Raw genomic sequence first — 22898 nt, 5'->3', positions numbered from 1 at the left:
CGCACAACGACCACAGCTCGCACTGGCCCCGGTGAGCAGGCGACCACAGCAACAGCTTTCGCCGTCAGTTCATCGCCTCTCCCACCCGAGCCGCCGGAAGCCTCGCCGCGCTCGGTGGTGGTGCGCTTTTCGTGTACGAAGCAAGGAACGACCATGGCTGATGACGGCGCGACCGTCACGCTCGACTCGGCCGCCGCGGTGGTGACCGTGATCGAGGATGTGGTGCGCACACAGCGATTCTGCGCCGACCAGTTCGGCGACACCCACGCGGTGTCGCACATCGCCGCCGGGCGGCTGATACGGCAGGCACCGCCACCGAGCCGGACGCTGCTGCCGCCCGCGGAGCGAAACCATGTCCTGCAAACCGCGGCGGTCGGCATTCGATGGCAGCGGGGCTCACGAATCGCGTGTCTGGTCGACCCGACTCTTGCCGCCGAGTGTGCCGACGCGACAGCCGAAGCGATGCCGACCGACATCGTGGCCCAGTTGCCCTACCGCGACCCGCTGGTCGTGTTCGCCGACCCCATCCCGTGCCGCACCACCGACGACCGCCCCGCCCGACTGCTCGGGTACTTCCTCTACGGGCTCCACGGGATCGCCGACGACCGGGACGGAATGCTGTGTAGCACCCACGACGATCCCGACTACCTCGGGATCACGACCGTGCTGGAGACCCTCGATAACAGCGGCGTCGGACCCGAGGTCAATCGGTTCCTGATGACGCTACGCACCGACCGCGTCGACATCGCCGAATTCCTCGACAGCTGCATCGCCAACTGGTCCGCCGACGCAGTCACCGCCGCCAGGTGCAGCGAGGCTTCGATCCGCTCCTGCCTGCAACAGGTTCTGAGACCGGTCCTGGGCAGCCTGCTGTACCTGTGCAGCAAAGAACCCGACCTCACCGATCCGCGCCCCGACGCCGACACGCGCCGCACACGCAAACGCCGAGCAGCCAAACCCGGCCGCAACCGCCACACCACCACATTCATCGCAGTCGGCTGGCGTCTCGGCGCCAACCTGCGACGGCTGCGCCGTGCCGCCACCGACCCAGCCAGGCCCCGCACCGGCACCGGAACCGGCCGAACCCAGCTTCCTCGCCAACGCGCCAGCCATTTCAAGGTCGTGTGGACCGGCGCCGGGCGGGCGATACCCCGCCTGGTATTCGTCATGCCCTACTGGATCCACAAGGATCAGATCGACTTCGACACCACCGCCTCGACCCTGGTCCCCACCTCGCCTCGCCGTCGACGAAGCCGCCGCACGCCTTCCCGTTGAGCCGCAACCCGGCCCGTCGTCGTCGAATCCTTCCGCTGTCCCCTCCCTTCCGTCTTCCTTGGAGTCCCGCCGTGACCGCGCCCGCCGTCCTTCCGCCGCTTCCCGACCTCAGTGTTCGCAAGATGAGCGTCGAGACCCTGTTCACCGAACTCGCCAAACAGCAGGCCCGAAAGCTCGACATCGTGGTCCCCGCCTCGGCGATCCGCGCCGACCGCGGGTCGCTGCGCATCGACGGCATCAACACCAGCGCACTGCCGGACTCCGTACAGAAAATGCTGATCACACCCGACGGTGTCGCCGATCTCAACGGCCTCTACCTGCCCACCAGCAGCGCAGACGCCGACCTGGCCGAGAAACTGAAGATCCCCGTCAAATATCTGCGACGCTGCCGGACCGCCAACCTGCCGTTGTACGACGCCAACGTCAACGGCTGGGCCCGTCAGGATGACCGACGGATGCTGCTGCGGCTGATGTGGGGATCCACCGAATCTCGTCAAGCCCGCGGGATCGTGCGCGCGGTGCTGTCGGACTCCTACAGCATCCGCGACCACCATGACATGGCCACCGCGTTCCTGGACGGTCTCCAGCAGGCAGGGCTCGGCGCGAACAACATCCGCCACGCTGACATCTCGCCGCACCGGCTCTACATCGACGTGCACGCCCCCGAGATTTCGACCATGGCCTACGACTTGCTCGCCGACTACCGTTCACCGTTCAACGGCCGAGCCGGACGCGACTTGCCGATCGTCTACGCCGGGCTGCTGTTCACCAACTCCGAAACCGGCCACGGCGCCACCACTCTCACCCCCAAGGTCATCGTTCAGATCTGCGGCAACGGCGTCACCATCAACCCCGCCGCCGACCGGCGCACCCACCTGGGCAGTCAACTGGAGGAGGGAAAGATCATCTGGGGTGCCGACACTCGGGACCTGGACATGCGCACCATCGCGTCCAAGGTGCGCGACACCGTCGCGGAATTCCTGTCCACGAGCGCGTTGGAACGCCATGTCGACGCCATCTCCGAGACCGCCGGCACCCGGCTGCGCAAACCGGCCGAGACCCTCGAATTGGTCGCCCACCAATTCGGCTACACCAACGCCGAACGTGAGGGCATCCTCGATCACTTCATACGGGGCGGTGACACCAAAGCCGGGGGTGTATTGCACGCGGTGACCTCCTTCGCCCAGACCGTCGAGGACATCGACCGCGCCTACGAAATCGGCAGCCACGGAGTCGCCGCCATGGAATTCGCCGCCACCCACGCGTGAGGCATCCACGCCCCTGCCCCTGCCCTGCCCCATTCTTTCGAGGTGTTCAGCCATGACCCGAGCGAGCTCCGGGCCTGTGTCCGGACGCGGCAGGACACATCCCGGCCCGCGCTACCCTGGCGAGATGGTCGCCGTTCGCCGCGGCCGCCCCAGCACCACCCTGTTGCAGGCCGCCCTGACCGCCGCCGCACGCGGCCATTACGTGTTCCCGCTGCGACCGCGCGCGAAAACCCCCGCTTACGAGAAGCACTGGCTCCGGCACGCCACCGTCGATCCCGACCGGATCCGCCAGATCTGGCGGGAAAGTCCCTACAACGTGGGTGTCGCCTGCGCACCCAGCAAGCTGCTCGTCATAGACCTGGACACCGCTCACGGCGAGCAAGCGCCTGCCCCATGGACCGGCCTGACCCACGGCCGCGAGGTTCTCGCCGCGATCGCCGCCGAGGCTGGGCATCCCTACCCGGGCCCCACCTACACCGTCGCCACGCCCTCGGGCGGGGAGCACCTCTACTTCACCGCCCCGGAAACACCAACGTTGGGTAACAGCTCTGGACGGCTGGGGTGGCGCATCGACACTCGCGGCGTCGGCGGCTACGTCGTCGGCGCCGGATCCGTCTCGCGCAGCGACAACACCTACCAGTTACTGGATGACCGGTCACCGACTCCACTGCCGGACTGGCTGATCACCGCCCTGACACCACCACCCCTTCCGACCCCGACCACGGTCGACCTTTCCCGAGTTCGCGTCAACGCCTATGTGCATGCTGCGCTGGTCAAGCAGTTCGAACGGATCCTGGCCGCACCCCGCGGCCAGCGCCACCACACTTTGCTCTCAGCCGCCGGCTCGATCGGTCGCCTCGTCGGAGCCCGGATGCTCACCCGCGACGAAGCACACCAGGTACTGCGCGCAGCTGCCGAGGCCCACATCGGCATCGACGGATTCACCGAACGCGAAGCCGAACGCGTCATCAACGACGGCCTCGACTTCGGCATCGCCCGCCCCCGCCACATCCACCTGCGCTGACACCCGCGACTCAGGTCAACCACGCCGGTAGCCACGCATCTGCGTCGTACCTGCTCGAGTACCCCCGGGAGCGGCCCGGACCGTGCCGGGTAACCCGGCCGCCGCGGTGGCGGCAGGAGCCATAGCCGACCCACCGTTCTCAAGAAATTGGACCGACGGCGGCCAGGGTGCCCGAGCGGCCACCGGCTCGAGCAGCGGATGAGCTCAGCCCCAGAGGCTCTGTTGTCGGTCCGCAGCTGGCTCTACCGGACGAGACCGTCCAAGAGGGTCCTGCGCCACCGATCCCGCGGAAAAGGTACTGGCACTGCTGTGCTGCGCAGGGGCGCGACAGCGTCGCCTTGACATCCCAGCGGCGCAGACCTCTACCCGACGTGCCCCCACCGAACGCGTTGTGTCACCGCCAGGCCGGACTTCTTCGTCGGAGATCGTGATGCTTGCTCTGCATTCCGCCACCCCCACAGCTGGCATCCACCTGCAGTTGCCCGAACGCGTCTATCACCTCAGGGACCTGGCGTCCTTGTCGAGTTCGGGGGCGCGGCGGCTGTGGTGGTCGGGGATCACCCCATGCCAATTCCGCTACGAACAGCTCCACGGTGCCCCCGACACCGAGGCCCTCGAGTTCGGGCGCGCGGTGCACACCATGGCCTTGGGGTCCGGGCCGCTGGTGGTGAGGCTCGAGTTCCGGGACTGGAAGTCCAAACGTGCCCAGGCGCTGCGCCGCTGGCACCGCCAGGCCGGACGCATCCCGCTGCTGCACCGGACTTTCGATAAAGCCCAGGCCATGGCAGCCGCGGTCCGCACGCATCCGGCGCTGGTGCCGCTGTTGTCGGAGGGCTGGCAGGAGGTGTCGTTCTACTGGCCCGACCCGTTGACCGGGCTGATGCTGCGAGCCCGCCCGGACTGGCTGCACCCCTCGGTCGACGGCGGGGTGGTGGTCGTGGATCTGAAGACCACCGACAGCGCTGATCCGGAGGATTTCGCTTGGTCGGTCCTGCGGTATGGCTATCACCTGCAACAGGACTGGTACCAGCAGGGTATCGCCGGCTGCGGGCTCGTGGTGCGCCACTTTCTGTTCGCGGCCGTCAGCAAGCATGCGCCGCACGTGGTCAGCGTCTGTGAGTTGCACCCCAGTGACATCGCTGAGGCCGCCGAGGAGAACCGGCGCGCGGTGAACCTCTTTGCCCGCTGCGTGGGTACCGACACCTGGCCCGACCACGGCCCTGGCATCCACCGCATCCGCCTGCCGCGCCGTGCGAACCTGCGCTTGCGGCATTGACCGAAAGGACCGTGCGCTTCATGTCCACACCCACCGTTGTGGGGCCGCGCTCACCATTGGCTCTCGACCCTGAGCAAACCGAATTCACCGACGTCCAGATCGAGGCGCTACGCCTGATCGCGCGCTGGCGCACCGACCCGCCAGCGGCCGCGCTGAATCTGCTGTTCTACGGCGCAGTCACCTCCGGACTGAATCCGTTTCTCGAACAGATCCGGCTGCTGCAACGCCGCGAAACGGTCGCCACCGCGCGCGGCACGCAGATCGAGGAGCGGTGGTCTGTGGAGACCTCCATCCACGGCTTCCGGATCGCGGGTCGCCGCGCCGCCCGCAAGCTCGGCCTGCTCCTACAGAGCTCTAAACCGCTGTTCCACGACGACCGAGCCCGCGGCTGGGTCGACGCCTGGCCCTACGACACCCCGCCGGTGGCCGCGCAATACACGCTCACCGCCGCCCACCCCGACAGCCGCGTCGAAACCGTCGACGCCGTCGTGCACTACTGCGAGTTCGTCAAAACCACCCTCAGCGGCGCCCCCTCCCAGGGCTGGGAGAAAATGCCATGCCACATGCTGGCCAAGTGCGCCGAAGCCGACGCCTGGCGGCGCTTGTTCCCCAGCGAGCTGGGATGGCTGCGCCTGGCCGACAGCACAGACACCGCCAACGAGCCCACCAGCGCCCGCCCGGACACCACCGACCAGCACACCGACCCGCAGGACGCTGTCGACTTGCTCGGTCCGCCCCGCATACCATCCGACCCCTCGGCAGCTGCGGACGCGACCACAGCCGACACACCCGCGATCACGCCTGTCGGCCGCCGTGCCGCCGCCGCGAATCCAGCTCCCGCGCCGGCGAATGCCATTTCCGGCGACACCGCAACGACCACCGCCTCCCCAGCCAAACGGGCGGCCCGCGCCGCGACTGGTCGCCGCCGTGCGGCCACCGCCACCAACGAGCGAGTGCAGGAGTTCCTCACTGCCGCGGCCACCACCTTGGGGTGTGACGCTGACGGCGTACTCGGCTGGGCTACTGAGCAATTGGAGCGCCCGATCAGCACAATCGGCGACCTCGACGGTGACGATCTCGCCCGGCTGTGGTCCGCGCTGCCTCCTCCCTCATCCGTCGAGGAGAACGACGCCAAACCCTGACCTTCACACGGCCAGCGAGTCGAACGCACCGCGCATTCCTCATCGGGTCCGACTTCGGCGCACACCCCGGCCAGCCGCTGACTCACCGGCGGTCCGCACCCTCCACGGTGGTCGTTCCGATCGCCGGTGGTGCCGAGCAGGCCAGAGGTGAAGTATCCCAGCACACAACCGGAAGCATGGAAATCGACTGCCCACCAACCACATTGATGGCACTCCAGCCGAAGAGCCCGACAGTTCGGCCACCGAGACCGCCGCGACCGAAACTACGAGGACAAGCCGATGACCACCGACGGCCTGACTGCGGCCGCCGCCCGTGACGCGCGGTGGGTTGCCTGCCGCGACCTGGCCTGCCCGGGTTGCGGCCACCCGCCCGATCTGGAGCTGGCCTCCGGTGATGTCACCTGTCGACGGCCGAGCTGCCTCGCTACACCGGAGGTGCCGCTGGGCCGCTGGCAGCGACGCTGCGGGATCGACCGCGGCCCTACCGGCGCAGACCGACCGCACCTCGGACGCCCGGTGCCCTGGCTCACACCCATCTACCTCGATGAACAAGGCCATCAGCGGGCTCTGTGGACAGCGGTCGATCCAGACCGCATGGCAAAGGCTCAACGCGAGATGCTGTGCCAATTCTGCGGCGTTGCGGTGCCGACGGACACACCTGTCACGGTGATCATCGACGACACCGGATGGGCCCTGACCGCGGCACCACTGCACGCCGACTGCGCTGCCGTGGCCATGGACCACTGCCCGGCTGTCGGTCGTGACGGGACCGCCCTCGCCGTGAACGCCTCACAGATCATCCGGTACGGATTCATCGATCCCGACAACGGTGCATTCGAAGACTGGAAACTGCCGAGACGCTGTCGAGCCTCCGCCACTGCCCCTCGGAGCCGGTCCTGAACACGGCTGACCGCCGTTGATCGTCCTGGACGCCAGTGCCGCGCGCCGGATGTCGAGACCTCGCCAGCTCCGAGCGGCCGTGGCGTCTCGAAGCGCCTATCCGACATCCGAGAACCTACCGACGGTCCATCGCGCGTAGAAGCCCGGAATGCCCGCTCATCTCGAAAGCAGTTGAGATACAGCACTCTTCCTCGCTTCGCTGCTGTCGACTCGCTGATATTCGGCGATATCCACCACGTGGTGGCGGCCGGTCGAACCGGACCCGGTTGTGTGCGCATCTTCTACTGAGAGGGTTTTGTGATGAACGCTGCGCCGAGAGCGCGCGGTGCAACAGTGATCGTGGTCCTGCGGGGCATCATGGGTGCGGGCAAGTCGACGCTGGCCGCCCAGCTCGCCTTGAGCAGCCCGCACACCGCCATCGTCTCCCGAGACACCATTCGTGAGAGGCATTTTCACCGGCAGGGCCGTCTCGATGACCGCGACGAAGACATCGTCAGCGAGTTGGAAATGCGGGAATGCATCGAGCATCTCGATCGCGGCTGCAGCGTCATCATCGACGCCACCAACCTCGAACCCGACCACGTTCAGCGCTGGCAGACCCTGGCCGCGGACCGCGGCATCGATTGTCTGGTGATCGACGTGTACGCCTCGCTCGAGACCTGCATCGCCAACGTCGCTCACCGCGCGGAACACGGCGGGCACGACGTTGATGAGCAGGTCATCCGCCAAGTCTGGCGAGACTATCCGCCCGGAACATGGATGCCACCACCAGACCACGTGATCGGTGAGCGCCCCCTGCCTTTCCATTCTCCCCGCACGATCACCGATCACAAGCCGCACCGCCCCGCAGCGACCGGGTGAAGCCGCACTAGCGCTCTCAACGTTCGGAGTCGAGCCCCGACGCCCTCCCCGTGGTATCGCGCCGCACAACGGCCTCCGCGGAGGGCCCGGTCGGCCTCGCCGAGCAGGAGTGTCCACGACGCCCCCGGCCGTGTCGTTGCTCCGGATCCGTAGGCGGGGCGGATGTTTCATAGGAGCCAGCAGCCAGCGATCACACCTGTCGGGTCGAGGCGCTGTTCAAACTAGAAGGTTCACCTCCTGATGCTCGCCATCACCTGGCCGGTAGGGCTGGTCCTTGCCGCAATCCCGGTTTTCATGATCATCCTGTTGTGCCACCTGTGGCGAACGCTTCGCCGCCGCCGTTGACGCCGAGCGTAGCGCCTCCACCCGGGTCGCCTCGCGCCTCACCGCCACCGCCACTCGAAGGTCGTCGTTCGGTGAAAGCACCGAGGTAGGGGCTGTCCGACATGTGCTTCTCGCAGCGCCGCGCACCCTGACATTCACGCACCTGAACACCCGATCGACAGCGACCCGCCACAAAAGGCCGACATGCTCGTGCGCCGTCGACCGATAAGCGGTGCGGAACTCTCACCATGACTCAATGATCGGGAGGCAGGTGCCAGCACTGCTGGTTACTCGCCGCGCGAATCATCTCCAACCCGATCGCTTCGACGGAGCCGGACGACACCGGCGGCGTCAATGTCAACTCCGCCAGATAGTCCGGATCCGACCATTCGTACTCCGCCAGCGTCTTGTGGCAGGCACGGACCGGATTGGCAGACACGCACGTGCCGCGCCCGTCCGGGTAGTTCTGGTGGAACACTCCGCCCACGTCTGAACACGACGGCCCCGCCGCAACGGAGGACCTCGACGCGGTTGCCGTGCTGCTGGTGTCGGCTGTAGTGACCGTCCCTTCAGGGAAGCAGCCACTGACAGTGCACACGGTGAGTACGGCGCACAGAGCCGCAACGTACCGGTTGATCACCTGATCCCCATTTCACGAACTCGGCAGCGCGTTGTGTCGCCGCATCAACATGATCCGATACAGCAACAACGGTCCCTCGAGCAGGAGAGCCACCTGGAGGATCGACCGCGCGGGCGCGACCACAACGCCATCGTGTTCGGCCACCGCAGCGGATATCGGCGACTGTCGCTGCGCCGGGGCAGACCGCGCAGTACGTCCGGTCTGGCGCGCAACGGGGGCATCAGGACTCCATCCGCGGCGCGCTGTAGCAGTAGCAGGCGAATCCGCTTCTCAGACTCCGAGAGGACAGTGCAGGCATGGCTATTCACGCCGAGGCGATGGTGATCGACACCTTCCGGCATACCTACGGCTATCTGTCGAACTTCAGCGCGAACCCAGCCGAATATGCCGGTTTCCGGTTTCCCACGGCCGAGCATGCGTTCGCGGCCGCCAAGACCACCGATCCGACTCCGACGTCGATCGCGCGGATCCAGGCTGCCCCCACACCACGTCGAGCCAAGGCCCTCGGGCGGCAGGTGCAGTTGCGTCCGGACTGGGACCAAGCCAAAACCGCGGTGATGGCCGAAATACTGCGCAGCAAGTTCACTCTCGACTCTCAACTGGGCGACCTGCTTACCTCGACCGGGGACAGGTTGCTCATCGAAGGCAACGATTGGAACGATGACTTCTGGGGCCGATGCCTGCGTCCGGGCCTGCTGACACCCGCTGGAGCGAACATGCTCGGGCGCACTCTCATGCGGGTGCGCCGAGAATTGCGCGGCGACCCTGCCGACCGGTGGCCGCGCGTCGCGCTCACCGGCCACCGCGAACACCTCATTCACCCGGACACCCACCCATGGGTGCGCGGCGAACTCGAACGCATCATCGTCAAGCTCCGCGACCACCACGGTACCGAGACCGCCTCGAGCGGGCTTGCCACCGGCGCCGATACATGGTGGGCAGAAGCCGCTTCCACCGCCGGCCTCAGACTCTGGGGATACCAGCCGTTCGCGGCCCAGAGTCAACGGTGGACCGAGCGTCAGCAGGCCGACCACGCTCGTCTCCTCCACCAGGTGGCACGGCTGGTGGTGATCGGCGACCACGCCGCCACCCGGTTCTACGACCTCCGCAACCAACTTCTGCTGGGTGATGCGGACGCGATCGTCGCCGTGCGCGACCCGCGCATCACCCGCGGCGGCACCGTCTCGGCCTTACACCGCTACTGCACCGACATGCCTGTGATCACAGTCGATCTCGAACGCCGCAGAACCACGATCACCCACGCCTACACCCCGGCACCCACGAATCGGAGCCGGCGCCTGGCGTGACCCGGCGCGGCAGCGCAGCCGCAGTTCCTCTTTCCGCCCGTCCTGTCGCGCGTCAGCGAACCGATCGCTCTACCAATTCACGAGCCCCCAGCCTCATCTGATGTGTAAGTCTCCGGCGGATCGAACCTCGGCTCTATTGCCTGCCGTGGCTTCCGTGGTGCGCCCTGCGCTAACGCGTCCTGGTCGGCCGCAGCACCCCCCACCTCCGTCGGCTGCACTGATACGTCACTGGAATGGTGCCCACCGGCTGCTGTCGAGTCGAAATCGGTGGGCAAGCGAGCCTCGGCGATCAGCTGGCGCACCTCTTTCGGACTGATATCGAGAATGTCGGCCACCTCGTTCACGCTGCACCCTTCACGGCGGATCGCGGCCGCCGCCTCCGCTTGCTGACGGCGATGCCCGTCGATCAGGGTGGCAGTTCGTGCGCGCGCATTCTCGATGCGCTGTTGCAGCGCAGCGATTTCCTGCGCGAGCGATTCCTCAGCCACCATGATCGACTCCCACGCGTTGGTGAACTGCCGATCCGCAGCATCGATTCGCGCCAAACGTTCCCGTGCGACAGCATGGCGTTCCATACGGCGAGTTCGCCGATTCTCGAGTCTCTGCGATACCACGATCGGACGCCGCCGCCCTCCGCTCCGCGGCGCGGTTGTGCCTTCCATCTTCCACTCCTGACTGACCAGATCATCACCTTGCCAGTCCCCTACCCACAGCCTACGGCGCTTGACCCCTGACGCGCCCTGACGCCAGCGCTGACCCCGCACCCAAATCTGGATCCGCGCTGCGCGATGCACCGTACGTGTTTCGATGGTCGACACGGATGCCCGCGTTCCCGGCGTCGGACCGGGCCTCTCTAACGGCGGTCCTCGACCTCTGCGCACGGCAGTCGTGGTGTGGCTGGGGTTGTCACGACCGCATCCCGTGCGCGTCCCGTCATCTCCATCCACGCCCACCGCCGCCACACCGACACCCTGCGCGGTGCCCGCCGAAGCAATCGACTGGCCGCCCCAGGTGGCGCTGGGCATTTCCCCAGCGCCACGGACTGCCTACGCGCACGCGCGGTTCGATTGGTGAAGGAGCCCCGGCTCGTGATCGACCGGATCTGCGCGAGGTCGGCCACATCGGGTAGGCGCGCTGCCTCTGTGGCGCGGCCGAGACCCGTCGCTCGAACACCCCTTTCAGGATCGGATCGACTATGCCTGCCACCACTACCGTGAGGCCGCTGCCGCGTGGAGATCGTGTCCGCCTTCTCGAGGAGGACCTTCACCTACGGCAGCTCGGACTGACCATTATCTGCCCGTACAAGCAGTGCCGGGCCGCGGTCGGACAACCCTGCACACGCGTCGATGTCGCAGGTCAGCGGCACGAGCTGCGACTGCTGCACCCGATCCGTATCAACACCGCCAAACCGGACGCACTCGCTACCGGAAACCAACCGCCTACGACGCCGCGGCGCCGGTTGCTGCGCAGCCGCCCTAGTCGCCAGGACCCTGCCGCCGCCGCGGCTCGCCGAAAACGTCGCTTCCTGCGCCCCACAACTCCGTCACCGGACAACGTGTCCGGTAACGACGACGTTCCCGGCCGACCGACACAGGCGCGCTCTTCGGTTACAGGAGAAGGAGATTCAAAGTGACTCTGCCTCGGTTGTACATCGACGTGGATGGGCCGCTCAACCCCTACGCCGCCAAACGTGAGCGCCGCCCCGCCGGCTACGAGACCTTCCGGAAGCTGACCGACAGCAGGTGCTCCCGGTACCCGGGAGAACCTGCGCGGCGGGTGAAGTTGCGAGTCTGGCTCAACCCTGAGCATGGTCGCCAGTTGCTTCGGCTGGCCGAACTCTACGAGCTGACGTGGGCGACGAGCTGGTCTGAGGAAGCGAACACCTGGATCGCCCCGAAGGTCGGTCTCCCGGAGCTGCCGGTGGTGGCCTGGCCCACCATGTACGACGCCGGACCGGAGCAAACTTTCTGGAAAACACGCCATCTTGTGTCTCACGCGGCGGGCAGGCCTTTCGCGTGGATCGACGACGAAATCAGTGAACGCGACCGGGATTTCGTCGGCTACTACCACGATGGGCAGGCGTTGCTGCACCATGTCGACCCTCGCGTGGGTCTGTGTGGGCGCGACTTCGACATCCTCGAGTCCTGGGCGAGGATGATCGCCGCAGCACAAGCCACCTGAATAGATTCACCGGCCCCGGCCCGGAGCCAGCCTGTCCCCTGCCTTTGGCGCGGGCCGGGCCGGTGAATCACCCCTGCGGTAGCCCTCGATGCGGATAGCTCCACGGCGCGGCGCCGAGCCGCTATATCAGGGGCGTGTGAGCCAGCGACGACGTTGGACGTCGCTGCGCAGGAGTGGCTTTCCTACCCCTCGGTCGGGCATAGCCAGCAGTTCCGGCGTTGATCCGCCCGTAGTGGCGATGAATCTTCGACCCGATGCGGCAGCCGTGATGTGCCTGAACCCGTGTGCGCCTCACCCACGCGTGTGCCGCCCTCTGTGCCAGCGACGTGGTAGCGGCGCTGCCGAGAACCCAGGACACCAGGTCCCCATCGGACCGGCGACCTGGATGTCCATTGCGCCGCGACTAATCTGCCTCGCTCAAATCGGCCAGCCCGCGTAACAGAGAAGCGAAACTCACGCCCGTCCGCCATCGCGTGGACCTTCGGCCGCAGCGAAAGGAGCCACCGCGATGTTCGTAGAGCCCTCCATCAGCCCAGAGCCCATCGAAGTGCCCGAAGCAGCTGCGGCGGAGTATTTCGAGATCACCGGCCGTCATATCCGCTTTGCCCTGGAATAGTCCGCGACTGAGCACGCTCGCATTCTTAGTGTCCCGCCCGACGATCACGACAAGGCCGCGGGTATCGAGGTGACAGCCGACAGCGCGGAGGCGGTGACACAGTTCATGATCGCACTGGCGCAGATATCTGGGCATAAACTGAGCCGCCTCACCGAAGGCGGGTATGTGGACAATTGCGACAATCCGGATGAGCAGGAGAATGCGCCGATTTTCCGCTATTTCCCCCACGTCGTCATCATCGCAGAACAGGACCTGTCAACCTGAGTGATATCTCGCCTTCTCGGACGGGGATTCAGCTTTCTGCTCCCAAAGTGACGTCGACACTTACGAACGGGCGAGGTTGATCACCTTTTCGGAGTAGAAAGACCTCCTCGCGAGCAGCCTTCGCGCCGCTGGCACTGAACCCCATTGCTACTGGCGGCTTCCGACGTCCCGTACCTCAACACACTCCCGATCACCGGGGTCAATGCAAGCGCTGGTGAATCACCCGGGCCGTAGCGCCGAGAGGTTCGCTCGCCGATACGGCAGCAGTGGGAGCCGTGTCGAGGCCGACAACCGTGGTCACGACAGCAGCCGCGCACTAACCATCCACATCAGCCCCGCCCACGTCTGCGCGCCCCGAGCCGCGTTCGCGTCGCTCACGCTCGGGGCCCGATATCACTTCAGACAACCTCTATGCCATCGAACACGCCTCCGCACCGCGGCAGCGGTGAGTGAGTGCAGGCGGGCCATAAGCTCGCCGGTCGCCTGAAGCCGGTGCGGATATTCCGAGCGGCCGCATCCGGTTTCGGTGTGCCGCCATTCCGCGGTGACCGCCTCCCTTCCCTCCCCTCCACTCCCGTCCCGCCGCGGTCTTATTCCGAGGCCGGGGCGGTCACTGCTGTCCGGTCGCCGTCTACGTAATCATCGCCGCCGCATCGTGCGGCCGTGGAAAGGAGAACTCTCGATGGACATTTATGGCCATTACCGCGCACGCCTCACCGCCAGTAACGACCACATCCTCATCGTCGGGCACATGCGCGTCATCTCCGTGCACCCGGAGCCACGCGTGCACGTTCCGTTGTTCGACGAACTGACACCTGCGCTCGCCGCCGACAGCCCGTACCCGCTGTATGCGCTGGCCACCATCACCGTCGGTGCGCACCGTGACCAGACGTGGTGCCTCGTTCCGGTCTACATCGACCCGGGATCACCTCGCTGCGTACGCGTGCAGGCCGCCAACACCCCACTCAGCGCAGACCGCGCCGAGATCAACGAAACCGTCTATGCCGCACTGCACGCACCCGAAGACGAGAACGTGCCGGCGTTGGTTCGCCTCCACGCCCGCGACCACTCAACCAGCACACGCGAAGCCTGGAGGGGACTGCGCGACAGCTGCGCCATGAGCCACCGTCCCCCGCTGGTCACCAGCGAGTGATCCGTCCATAGATCCTCAAGGAGTTGCCCCATGCCCTGGCCCGATATCGGTGACCGTGTCCGAATCACCGGAACCATGCCCGAGGAAAAGTATCCCCTCGAGATCGATGCCACCGGCACGGTGAAACGTCTCGACCCGGCCGTCCGCCAGATCGATGTCCGCTGGGATAACGGGCGCAGGTTGATGCTGCTCGAGACCGACCCGTTCGAGATCATCCCCGCCGAAGTCGGGCCTGTCAGCAGCGGCGACATGCCCGATCTCAGCAAGGGGTAGCTGCCGTGATGCCGATCGCCGACCGTGCCCGGCAGCAGGAGTTCACCGCCTACACCGCACCCGGTGTCCTCGCCGCGGTGTGGGGTCGTGTGGAACAAATGCTGGCCCAGCAGCGGCGCCTTGTGTATGTCGAGCACTGGCTGGCTGGCAATGCGGTCACCGTGCTGCCCGGAATGAGCGTCGATGACTCCGATATCCGGCCGGGCGCGCGGTACTGGCACAGCGACTGCGGTGAAGGGTTCGCTGTGGCGTTGAGCGCCGGCGGCGGGCTCGGCACCACCGCCCACCCGCACGAGGGCAGTGAGTTCGACGCCGCGCACCGTTTCCTCATCGACCGCCGCGCCGCCGCCCGCATCCACATCCGAGGCTTCGGCCACTGCCGTGAGGACCACATTCAGATCACGACCTACGACAAGCGTGGTGTCGGCGTGCACCGCGCACTGTACTTCGACGACCCGCCGCCGCACGATCTCGCTCGCCAGGACGCATCTCTGCTGGAGATGCTTGCAGCGCATGGTGACTGGTCGGCGCGCGCCTTGGCCGAGTTCGCGGCCCGCATCCGTCAGGCTTCCCAACCGGCCGTGTCGCTTCCAACGCTGATCCCGGCCACCACTGTGGTCTCCTAGCCTCCACCGCCTGCACCAGTGATGGATACCGGATCCGTCAACATTGGCGCACTGCTCGTGGTTGCCGCCACCAATCCATTGCACCGCGGGTGTGTGCCTGCGTGCTGGGAAGCGCAGGCCTGTGTGCGGGCTTCCTCTGCTATCGAAAGGCCCCGATTGTCGTGCTGTTTTCTTCTCCTGTGTATCCTTCTGCCGCAGCGGATCTCGCGTGAGGCGTCCCTCGGGCGGGGATCTGGGCTGCCTGATCAGCCGTGCTTGCCCGGAGATTCTGCTCATCGCGGCGGGCATCGCGACCATGTCGGTCTATCTTCGCGTACACGCCTACGTGTGGCTGGCCTGCATTCCCTTGCCGGCGGCAGCGCCGGTCCTGTACTTCCGCCACCGCGACACGGCGCGGTGCCGCAAGTGCGCGCCCGCGCGATTCCTCGCACCCAGTCCGCGGCAGCTGCGGACCGGTCGCCGCTTGCACATCATGGAGGACGTTTTCCGTCGTGTCTGGGTGGCGCTGTACCTTGCGATGCTCTTGGCCGCGGTGTGCGTCGCCATCGTTCCAGCCACCGTCGCGGTGTTCATCATCTGGATCTTCATCGCGACCATCGCCGCCGACGGCCTGCGTGTGTGGGCCGATCGAGAACACCGCAGCTCCGCCTGTCCTTGCTCGTCCCGCGGCGACGCGGACCCATCCAGTCTCTGACCCACCAGATTCCGCCGACTCCGGCCTCTCGGCGGTCATCTCGATGAACGAAGGATTTTCATGATCGATTCCGGTTCAGGTGCCCCGACCCTCACCAGCGCCGACATCGTCGGAGGTAAGGCACAGGTCAATGAGGTTCGGGTCAGGGTCGTCCGCTTCGGCGTGCACCTGCTCTACACACTGCGCGTCAACACCTACCCATCACACAGCGACTTCGTCGTCGAAGCGTTCAACAAGACCGACAACCGTTGGTATCGGCTGTGGCAGATCCCGGCCCGGACCTATCACTTCCCGCAAGGTCGGCCACCCGGGGAAGCCACCGATCCCGCCTCGGCCATGATCGCCAGCCCCAACGGGCAGGACGACGAGCTTAAGGCCGCGAGCTGGCAGAAGATCATCGACGTCCTCACCCGCGAGGCTCTCGCGCTCCTTGAACCTCCTTGGGGTCACGAGGTTCCCCAGCGGTGATCCGACCGCCACCTTCAGCGGGCACGCCACCGCGGCCGACCAACGCAGCTGCATCGATCGACAAGGACCATGCATGACTTCCCACCGCGGCGCCGACACCGACGCCACAACACCCCCGCCGCCGAGGCACACCGGCGACGTCCGGGCGCCTCACTCGCCCCAAGAACCGACCACATCAGCGGCCGCCACCACCGCCCGTAGCGGCCAACCCCCGCAGGCGGGGACCGTCGAGCAGTACCGCGCCGGTGCCGCCACCGAGGACCGCCCGGCGATGACGGCCGAACCGTGCGCCGCAAGCTCGATGGCTTCCGGCCCGGTACTGGCCCAGGAGCCGCGGCTGTTCGGGAAACGCCAGCAGATGGCGTGTCTGCTGGCGTGGGCAGCGCTGTATCGCGGCTACGAAGCGCCCGCCCCCCATCTTGGTACGGAGTCGGATGGCTTCGACCACCATCTCGGGATCGGGGACCTGACCGGCGAGCACGACCTCGCCGCGGCACTGGGCGAACTGGTCGCCCGGCGGCATGAGACGGCAGCACAGCAGGCGATAGAGGGCGTACTGGAGCGCTACCGGCGAGAACACGGATTGGTCATCGATCTCGACGCCCGCGTGATCACGGTGGACTCGGCGTTCGACGCCGCAGCCGAAGAGGGATGGCGTCGCCACGCGTTGCGGTGGCGACGAGAACGTGCCGCGCTGGCGGCCGCCCGCCACATTCTGTCGGTGGCGCGACCGCCGGATACGGCCAGTACCGGTCTGCTCGACACGCTCGTGATCCCCCGCTCGCGTCCGGAGCACGACCAGTTGCGCACCCGACTCCGTGCGGCCGGTGTCGACGACTATGACTGCACGAGAGCGTTGTTCGTGCTCGACTACCTGTGCTGGCAGGCCGACGACCTGGAGATGCTCACCGACGCGCCGGTGCTCGTGGACCCTGGCGCCGATCAGCGAGGCGTCTTGCGCGACGAACTGGAGATCGCGCTCGACCCCACGCGATGGGAGCTGTTCTACAGCCGCGACTGGGTGCTGACCGGCCCGGTGTTCCAGGAGGCAGTGGCGGTCCTGGCTCCTGCCGATCAGCAACTCGCGACCGCTCGGCGCGACGCCATCCTCACCGGCGCCGTCGACTGTCCGCCGCTGTGGCCGGGCACGGTGAGCCGACCAGCCCTGGATTCGGCGTTGACCGGCTATGCGGCCGCGGTGCGGGAATTGCAGAAGTGCGCTGAGCACCTGGCCGAAGACCCGACGATGAGCGGATCAGCGCCCGCCGGCTTCCGAGACCACGTAGACCAGCTGGTCGGACAGTTGTGCGCTCGCCGCGCGACGATCCTTCACCAGCTCCACCACAGTGATGGCTTGCTGTGGATGGAACGCCTGCACGTCCGGCACATGGTCGAGACCATCGACTCCGGCGAAACAGACCTGCCGCGCGTGCGGTTCGTCAACGAGGCCCACCTCCGCGCCCATGACACGCTGCGCGACTTCCATGCCGGGATGACGATCAGTGAAGGCGTTGCTGCGCTGCTCATCGGCGTCCTCGAAAGCGCAGGCATACCGGTCTACGCATTCGTCAACGACGAACACGGGCCGCCGCACGACGCGGATTCTATCAACCTGCGCGCCATCGACACGTACGTCCGCGACCTCGCCACCGACGAGCCGAACGCCGAAAGCGACACCTTCGAATACGAGCACGCGCTGGACTTCTTGGACAGCACGCTCGCACAAGCGGGCACGGACGCGTCCGTCCGGACGGACCTTCGCTCGATGCTCGACGGCTACGTCACCTCGGCCAGATTCCACCGAACCCACTCGCAGCAACACCGTACGCAGTGGAACCGCCGGATCGAGCAGACCGTGCAGGCACGTACCGCGACGGACGGACGTTCCCGGATCCGCACGCCGGTCTCGACCTCCCCCACCTCCCCACGGTCACCGGCACACCCAGCGCGGCCCAGCGCCACTGACATTCCCTAGAACGGCCCGGCACCGACCGTGCTCGACACGGCAGATCGAGTGCCGCGCGGATCGCTCCGCCGGTGCCGAGGCGGCAGTCCACCGCGCCCGTCTGCTCAGATCCCGAGCCGGAATTGTGCGCAACACGCTCGCCCACAGTATCTTTAGCGCGAAGGAGTAGATGATGCCCGGCGATACGGTCATGACTGTTATCGGAAATCTCACAGCTGATCCCGAACTCAGGTTTACCCCTGGTGGGCAAGCGGTCGCTAATTTCACCGTCGCCTCAACCCCTCGGGTTTTCGACCGCAACACTCAGGAATGGAAGGACGGAGAGGCGTTATTTCTCCGTTGCAACGTCTGGCGAGAGACCGCCGAGAACATCGCCGAGTCGCTGACACGCGGGTCGAGGGTGATCGTCAGCGGTCGGCTCAAACAGCGCTCTTATGAGACCCGTGAGGGCGAAAAGCGCACGGTCGTCGAGCTCGAAGTCGACGAGGTCGGCCCGTCGCTACGCTACGCCACTGCGAAGGTCACCAAGACCTCCCGCGCTGGCGGATTCGGCGCAGGCAGCGCGCCTGCCAACAATGAGCGCGCCAGCGCGCTGGTCGGTGTCGGCGCGCACGACGACCCGTGGGCCAGTGACGCCGCGGGCGACCCCGGATTCTAGTCATGCGAAACCGCTGCCGTCGCGCTGCTTGCGTGCGGGGTGGGCGCTCGAGCCGATACACTGACTGCCATCACCGTCTTCTTCGGTCCTGTCGAAGACGGTGATGTCGGCAGTCCTGGCCGGGAACCGCCTCGGCGGTAAGTCTACGGACTTCTGCTCGACCCAATGTGCCCGGCCTGATGCCGGGCACATTGCATTTCGGTTGCTTCGCGTCCTGCTGTGCGCACCGCCCAACTCGCGCAGCGCCCGGCGCCGCACAGCTGTCCATCCGGATCTTCTCGCGACTGCGAACCCGCCGACATCCCACCGACCAGCCCGGCCGGTGGCTACGCCTTTCGCCCCTCACGCGACCTTGCCTTCGGTACACCGCACACATTCCGGCCTACGGCATTGCGGCGCAGCCACATACGCCACTGCCGACAAGCTGGCTGCGATGCACCGCAGCGCGGACATCGCGACTTCTCACGTCGAAATCGGCATCGACGGTTGTCTTCACAGTCACGGAGCCCGTTCGGCATTGCTCGTTATCCGACAGCACATCTCACCGGAAGGTACGCCTCATGCTGACTTTCACCCAAGCCAGTCCCCATCGATTCGAAGCCCGGTTCCCGGTGGACTGGTCTCTCGGTTTCCGGCCGGTACGTCGCGAAACTCGGCTGTTCGCCGTTATCCGTTGCGAGGACGACGGCCAGTGCCTTCTGTACGTGCACGATAAGGGGCGCGAACATCGGCCCGTGCGTTTCGCCACTCTGGACACCGCGCAACGCGCGGCGGCCGTCGTGGCACAACTGTCCGGCAGGGAATTTTCGCGACTGCGGACCCTGGTCGCCGCGCACATCGCAACCACCTTCGGCCTTACCGGCACAACAGCACTGCCACTTGCCCACGCGATGCGGTCGGCGGCCATCGCCCGCTACGCGATCAGGGCAAAGCTGATCTGACACGCTCCAACCGCCGGTGTCGTCGCCGCGATTGTGCATGTGCCCCGCCGACACGCACCGACAGCTGCCTTCCTCGCCGCCCGCCTACCTCCGTTGTCGCTGCGCTGCCCGTGCGGTCTGGTCCCGGCCGGAAGCGGTGGTCGGGGCGGGGGTGCGGTGGGAGGTGGGCGGGGTGCGCGGGATGCCCGTCTGGTCGTGCGACCAGCCCGATCCGAGGGCTACCAGGTGGGAGGCCGCCGCGCGTCCGGGCCCGCGCCCGGTCGTCAGCGAATTTCCCCGGGCGCGCCGCGCTGGCCGGAACATGCGATGACGAATCAGCGCAGGAAATTCGCTGCCGCCCTCACGGCGCGTTCCCTCCCGCGCGTCGTCCTCCCACCTGGCTTCACGCCCTCGGGCTGGTCACCCGACCAGCCGAACATCCCTTCGGGAGCGGCCACTTCCGGCGGGGTGATCTCGCCATCTGATCACGTAGACAGGACCACACCACGTGAGCACTCTCATGAACCGCAATCTGCTGCTCGACCCGCCCCAGGAGAACCTTTTCCTGGCAGCGCTCGCAGAAATCGACTGGCTGCTGCCCGGACGTCGCGAAGTGGCACTCGCACACGTGACACACGCCTTGGCGTTCGCGCTGCCCGAGGACCGCCATGTCCTCAACGTGCTCGCACGCTGCTTGAGCCGCGTGCCCTTCGACGAGGCACGCAAAGCGCTCCAGCGTTATGGCAAGGCTCATCCCGAGCACGAACAGCGCATCGGTAGCTGCACCCCCACTACCGATCCCGGCCTTTACATCAAAGACATCGGACCGATCTTCCACACCGGCCTCGACGTCGCGGAGATGCCGCGGCCCTCGCTGCGGCACGCCTTCCGCCCGCCGCTGCTGAGCGCACGCCCGACGCCTGAGACCGACCGCCGAGTCCACGCCCCCGCCGCGATCGCCGACCGCGCTCGCCGTCATGCCTGGCACTTGATCATGCGTGAATTCGACACGCACGGCACCCGCCAGGTGTACGACCTGCTCCGAGTCCTGCCGAAGACCGTCGCCGAGGCCCTCAGCGTGCGGCTGGGCGAACTCGAACGCGACGGGATCATCCACCGCCCGACGTATCCGGACGAATACTCGCTCACCGGCCACGGTGTCGCGGTCCATGCGGCACATATCCGCCGACCCGTCGAGCCACCGATCGTGACCGAGTACTTCCGGCGGCACCTGTTCTCCGATTGGCAGGCCAACCTCGACAGGGCCCGCCGCTCACGTAACACCGCTCGCGAGAACGCGCTCATCTTCGAGGTGGCGATCCCGCGGGACGAAGCCGCGATCCGCGCTGGCCGCGAGTTCGTGCGCCCGTTCCGGATCGCCGCTACCGCCGAGGCTGTCGTGCGTGCTGAACAGCGCGCCGCCGACCCCAGCTGGCGCATCCGCCGCAGCCGCGCTCTGCCCTCCGATGTCGTCGCCGAGGCCTGGGATCGCGTGTATCTGGACTACGTCGCCGAGCAGCTGGTCTACGCCGCACTCCATGACGACCCGCGCCCCCAGCGGCCTAAGGCTGGCCCGGCCCGTGTCGAGAACACCACCGCCGTCATCGCCGACGCCTACCGACGGCAGAGCACCCGGTACACACGCTCGACCGACGCCGTCCACACCGATGGCTACCACGCCGAGCTCCCCGAGGCGCGCGCAGCCGACCGCGGCCAGATCAGCCCTGAGCTGGTGCACGAGATCTCGACACAGCTCAGTGACAGCCACTACGACGCTCGTCCACTGCTGTCTGTCGACGAGGACTCGACGCGTCGCGCCAGCATCCGGACCGGGATCTGGATCAGCACCGACTATCGCGACGCCCCCGAACACCGCGGTGACGGCTTCGAAGTCGATCACGACAACGCCGCGAACCCACCAGTCACCGGCTGGCGGTGTGTGTGGTGCTTCATCGAACGCTCCAGCCTCGACCGGCACAGTTCCGACCGACAGCGCAGCGACGACGGCCTGTGCGAATACTGCCGCGCCGACGGACGCCCAGGCATCCTGCCGCTGCCCGATGCGTTCACCTACACCGACACCGTCACCGCCCACTGCGCGTTCCTCGCCCGTGAATACCCCACGCTGGCCAGGACGCTTCTTCGCGACCAGTGGCGGCGATCCGGCAAAGGCAGCCGCACCGCTGAGGCGATCCAGGCGTTCATGCAGGCTCACCCCGAGATTCCGAACACCTCAGCGTCGCAGCATGACGCCGCCGAACCTGTCCGCCCACGCACGATTCGATCCAGCCGTCAGCGCGGGCCGGTGATCGGAAAGGGGCAGCGACGCGACCGTTGCACCGGCTGCGTCCGCGACACCGCTGTCCACCACGACGGCTACTGCACCTCCTGCCGGGTCGAACTCGGCATCGTGACGCCCACGAAGCGCCCATCACGCCGCGCCGCCTGACCCCTTTCACCGCATACCGGCTGGGCCGCCACATCCACCGTGGCGGCCCAGCCATCTGTGTCACTACACCCAGGAGCCAGGCATGTCGCCCAAATCCCTCATCCGCCACACCTTCACTACATTGCTCGGCATCTTCCACACTTTCGGTGATGCCGTTGCTGTCCTGGTCCGCCCGATACTGATACGGATCTACCACTACGACAACATCAAAGATGTACGCGGCCTCCCACCCCGAGACTTCGTCGAGTTGGTGTTCAGCTACTACGACACAGGCGTCACCCACGGCACACCTGACGACACCATCCTCGAACGGCAATTCGAACTGTTCAACATCGGGACCACCGGCATCGCTCGACGATATCGAGACAAGCGGCTTCGATCGCTGTCTGTCGAGGACCGCGTAGGCATCCAGAACCGCTACTACCGCTGCGACTCACGTGGATGGACTCGCATTCCGGCTCCCGCCTAGGAGCCAGCTGCGGGGTAAGAGCCACAGCCTGGCTCTTACCCCAAGCCCGGGCCACTCACTTCACACCCGAGACCCGTATGCAGATCGGTTCCTGCGTCACCCGCCAGCCCCACAGGCGATCACCCGCGCCGCGCGAACACCGCA

At 66.7% G+C, this 22898-nt stretch carries 22 protein-coding genes; 20 read left to right on the top strand and 2 right to left on the bottom strand.

The window, feature by feature from the left end:
* Positions 1 to 153 precede the first annotated feature (153 nt).
* The 7 genes from IU450_RS36150 (at position 154) to IU450_RS36120 (ending at position 7746) form a co-directional block, all read left to right on the top strand.
* Entirely contained in the window at positions 154 to 1275 is a 1122-nt protein-coding gene (locus tag IU450_RS36150) for a hypothetical protein (RefSeq protein WP_195154214.1), read from the top strand.
* 122 nt (positions 1276 to 1397) lie between these two features.
* Positions 1398 to 2543, top strand: coding sequence for a DUF932 domain-containing protein (locus IU450_RS36145; RefSeq protein ID WP_195154213.1), 1146 nt, complete (start codon positions 1398 to 1400; stop codon positions 2541 to 2543).
* A 124-nt stretch (positions 2544 to 2667) separates the two neighbouring features.
* Positions 2668 to 3567, top strand: coding sequence for a bifunctional DNA primase/polymerase (locus IU450_RS36140; protein ID WP_195154212.1), 900 nt, complete (start codon positions 2668 to 2670; stop codon positions 3565 to 3567).
* Positions 3568 to 3997: 430 nt separating this feature from the next.
* A complete protein-coding gene (locus IU450_RS36135) occupies positions 3998 to 4843 on the top strand; it encodes a PD-(D/E)XK nuclease-like domain-containing protein (RefSeq protein WP_195154211.1) in 846 nt (281 codons plus the stop codon).
* 20 nt (positions 4844 to 4863) lie between these two features.
* Positions 4864 to 5985: a recombinase RecT gene (locus IU450_RS36130; protein WP_195154210.1), complete on the top strand. Its 1122-nt coding sequence runs from the start codon at positions 4864 to 4866 to the stop codon at positions 5983 to 5985.
* Positions 5986 to 6264: 279 nt separating this feature from the next.
* The gene (locus tag IU450_RS36125) at positions 6265 to 6885 is read left to right on the top strand and encodes a hypothetical protein (RefSeq protein WP_195154209.1); all 621 of its coding nucleotides are present in this window, start codon (positions 6265 to 6267) and stop codon (positions 6883 to 6885) included.
* Between the two features lie 333 nt (positions 6886 to 7218).
* Positions 7219 to 7746 carry an AAA family ATPase gene (locus tag IU450_RS36120; protein ID WP_195154208.1) on the top strand — a complete coding sequence of 176 codons (528 nt, stop codon included), beginning with the start codon at positions 7219 to 7221 and terminating at the stop codon, positions 7744 to 7746.
* A gap of 577 nt (positions 7747 to 8323) precedes the next feature.
* On the opposite strand, the gene IU450_RS36115 is transcribed toward IU450_RS36120, so the two are convergent.
* Positions 8324 to 8557, bottom strand: coding sequence for a hypothetical protein (locus tag IU450_RS36115; protein WP_195154207.1), 234 nt, complete (start codon positions 8555 to 8557; stop codon positions 8324 to 8326).
* Positions 8558 to 9006: 449 nt separating this feature from the next.
* Between IU450_RS36115 and IU450_RS36110 the strand changes: the two genes are divergently transcribed.
* Positions 9007 to 10017, top strand: coding sequence for an NADAR family protein (locus IU450_RS36110; RefSeq protein ID WP_195154206.1), 1011 nt, complete (start codon positions 9007 to 9009; stop codon positions 10015 to 10017).
* 77 nt (positions 10018 to 10094) lie between these two features.
* On the opposite strand, the gene IU450_RS36105 is transcribed toward IU450_RS36110, so the two are convergent.
* Entirely contained in the window at positions 10095 to 10592 is a 498-nt protein-coding gene (locus IU450_RS36105) for a helix-turn-helix domain-containing protein (protein ID WP_195154205.1), read from the bottom strand.
* 1069 nt (positions 10593 to 11661) lie between these two features.
* On the opposite strand from IU450_RS36105, the gene IU450_RS36100 reads away from it, so the two are divergent.
* From IU450_RS36100 to IU450_RS36045, 12 genes are all read left to right on the top strand, one after another.
* Positions 11662 to 12198: a hypothetical protein gene (locus tag IU450_RS36100; RefSeq protein WP_228835612.1), complete on the top strand. Its 537-nt coding sequence runs from the start codon at positions 11662 to 11664 to the stop codon at positions 12196 to 12198.
* Positions 12199 to 12883: 685 nt separating this feature from the next.
* Positions 12884 to 13078, top strand: coding sequence for a hypothetical protein (locus IU450_RS36095; protein WP_195154203.1), 195 nt, complete (start codon positions 12884 to 12886; stop codon positions 13076 to 13078).
* Positions 13079 to 13760: 682 nt separating this feature from the next.
* Entirely contained in the window at positions 13761 to 14231 is a 471-nt protein-coding gene (locus tag IU450_RS36090; protein ID WP_195154202.1) for a hypothetical protein, read from the top strand.
* A gap of 30 nt (positions 14232 to 14261) precedes the next feature.
* The gene (locus IU450_RS36085) at positions 14262 to 14504 is read left to right on the top strand and encodes a DUF4314 domain-containing protein (RefSeq protein ID WP_195154201.1); all 243 of its coding nucleotides are present in this window, start codon (positions 14262 to 14264) and stop codon (positions 14502 to 14504) included.
* Positions 14505 to 14512: 8 nt separating this feature from the next.
* Entirely contained in the window at positions 14513 to 15130 is a 618-nt protein-coding gene (locus IU450_RS36080; protein WP_195154200.1) for a hypothetical protein, read from the top strand.
* Positions 15131 to 15338: 208 nt separating this feature from the next.
* Entirely contained in the window at positions 15339 to 15824 is a 486-nt protein-coding gene (locus IU450_RS36075) for a hypothetical protein (RefSeq protein ID WP_195154199.1), read from the top strand.
* A gap of 60 nt (positions 15825 to 15884) precedes the next feature.
* A complete protein-coding gene (locus IU450_RS36070) occupies positions 15885 to 16292 on the top strand; it encodes a hypothetical protein (protein WP_195154198.1) in 408 nt (135 codons plus the stop codon).
* A 73-nt stretch (positions 16293 to 16365) separates the two neighbouring features.
* Positions 16366 to 18267, top strand: coding sequence for a hypothetical protein (locus IU450_RS36065; RefSeq protein WP_195154197.1), 1902 nt, complete (start codon positions 16366 to 16368; stop codon positions 18265 to 18267).
* Between the two features lie 163 nt (positions 18268 to 18430).
* Positions 18431 to 18916, top strand: a complete 486-nt coding sequence (locus IU450_RS36060) for a single-stranded DNA-binding protein (protein WP_195154196.1) — start codon at positions 18431 to 18433, stop codon at positions 18914 to 18916.
* Between the two features lie 560 nt (positions 18917 to 19476).
* Positions 19477 to 19857 (top strand): hypothetical protein, encoded by a 381-nt coding sequence (locus IU450_RS36055; RefSeq protein WP_195154195.1) that lies wholly within the window; start codon positions 19477 to 19479, stop codon positions 19855 to 19857.
* 487 nt (positions 19858 to 20344) lie between these two features.
* Entirely contained in the window at positions 20345 to 22285 is a 1941-nt protein-coding gene (locus IU450_RS36050) for a winged helix-turn-helix transcriptional regulator (protein WP_195154194.1), read from the top strand.
* 82 nt (positions 22286 to 22367) lie between these two features.
* Positions 22368 to 22754 (top strand): hypothetical protein, encoded by a 387-nt coding sequence (locus tag IU450_RS36045; protein ID WP_195154193.1) that lies wholly within the window; start codon positions 22368 to 22370, stop codon positions 22752 to 22754.
* Positions 22755 to 22898 lie beyond the last annotated feature (144 nt).

This window comes from Nocardia abscessus (assembly GCF_015477775.1).
Taxonomy (GTDB): domain Bacteria; phylum Actinomycetota; class Actinomycetes; order Mycobacteriales; family Mycobacteriaceae; genus Nocardia; species Nocardia abscessus_A.
Note: the sequence above shows the minus strand (reverse complement) of the source record. Positions and strands in the feature narration are given on the sequence as shown.

What these genes read in the sequence shown, in the direction of transcription:
- IU450_RS36150 (WP_195154214.1), top strand. Translation starts at nt 154, where the DNA reads ATGGCTGATGACGGCGCGACCGTCACGCTCGACTCGGCCGCCGCGGTG.
- IU450_RS36145 (WP_195154213.1), top strand. Translation starts at nt 1,398, where the DNA reads ATGAGCGTCGAGACCCTGTTCACCGAACTCGCCAAACAGCAGGCCCGA.
- IU450_RS36140 (WP_195154212.1), top strand. Translation starts at nt 2,668, where the DNA reads ATGGTCGCCGTTCGCCGCGGCCGCCCCAGCACCACCCTGTTGCAGGCC.
- IU450_RS36135 (WP_195154211.1), top strand. Translation starts at nt 3,998, where the DNA reads ATGCTTGCTCTGCATTCCGCCACCCCCACAGCTGGCATCCACCTGCAG.
- IU450_RS36130 (WP_195154210.1), top strand. Translation starts at nt 4,864, where the DNA reads ATGTCCACACCCACCGTTGTGGGGCCGCGCTCACCATTGGCTCTCGAC.
- IU450_RS36125 (WP_195154209.1), top strand. Translation starts at nt 6,265, where the DNA reads ATGACCACCGACGGCCTGACTGCGGCCGCCGCCCGTGACGCGCGGTGG.
- IU450_RS36110 (WP_195154206.1), top strand. Translation starts at nt 9,007, where the DNA reads ATGGCTATTCACGCCGAGGCGATGGTGATCGACACCTTCCGGCATACC.
- IU450_RS36105 (WP_195154205.1), bottom strand. Translation starts at nt 10,592, where the DNA reads ATGGAACGCCATGCTGTCGCACGGGAACGTTTGGCGCGAATCGATGCT.
- IU450_RS36090 (WP_195154202.1), top strand. Translation starts at nt 13,761, where the DNA reads ATGGACATTTATGGCCATTACCGCGCACGCCTCACCGCCAGTAACGAC.
- IU450_RS36085 (WP_195154201.1), top strand. Translation starts at nt 14,262, where the DNA reads ATGCCCTGGCCCGATATCGGTGACCGTGTCCGAATCACCGGAACCATG.
- IU450_RS36080 (WP_195154200.1), top strand. Translation starts at nt 14,513, where the DNA reads ATGCCGATCGCCGACCGTGCCCGGCAGCAGGAGTTCACCGCCTACACC.
- IU450_RS36070 (WP_195154198.1), top strand. Translation starts at nt 15,885, where the DNA reads ATGATCGATTCCGGTTCAGGTGCCCCGACCCTCACCAGCGCCGACATC.
- IU450_RS36065 (WP_195154197.1), top strand. Translation starts at nt 16,366, where the DNA reads ATGACTTCCCACCGCGGCGCCGACACCGACGCCACAACACCCCCGCCG.
- IU450_RS36060 (WP_195154196.1), top strand. Translation starts at nt 18,431, where the DNA reads ATGCCCGGCGATACGGTCATGACTGTTATCGGAAATCTCACAGCTGAT.
- IU450_RS36055 (WP_195154195.1), top strand. Translation starts at nt 19,477, where the DNA reads ATGCTGACTTTCACCCAAGCCAGTCCCCATCGATTCGAAGCCCGGTTC.
- IU450_RS36045 (WP_195154193.1), top strand. Translation starts at nt 22,368, where the DNA reads ATGTCGCCCAAATCCCTCATCCGCCACACCTTCACTACATTGCTCGGC.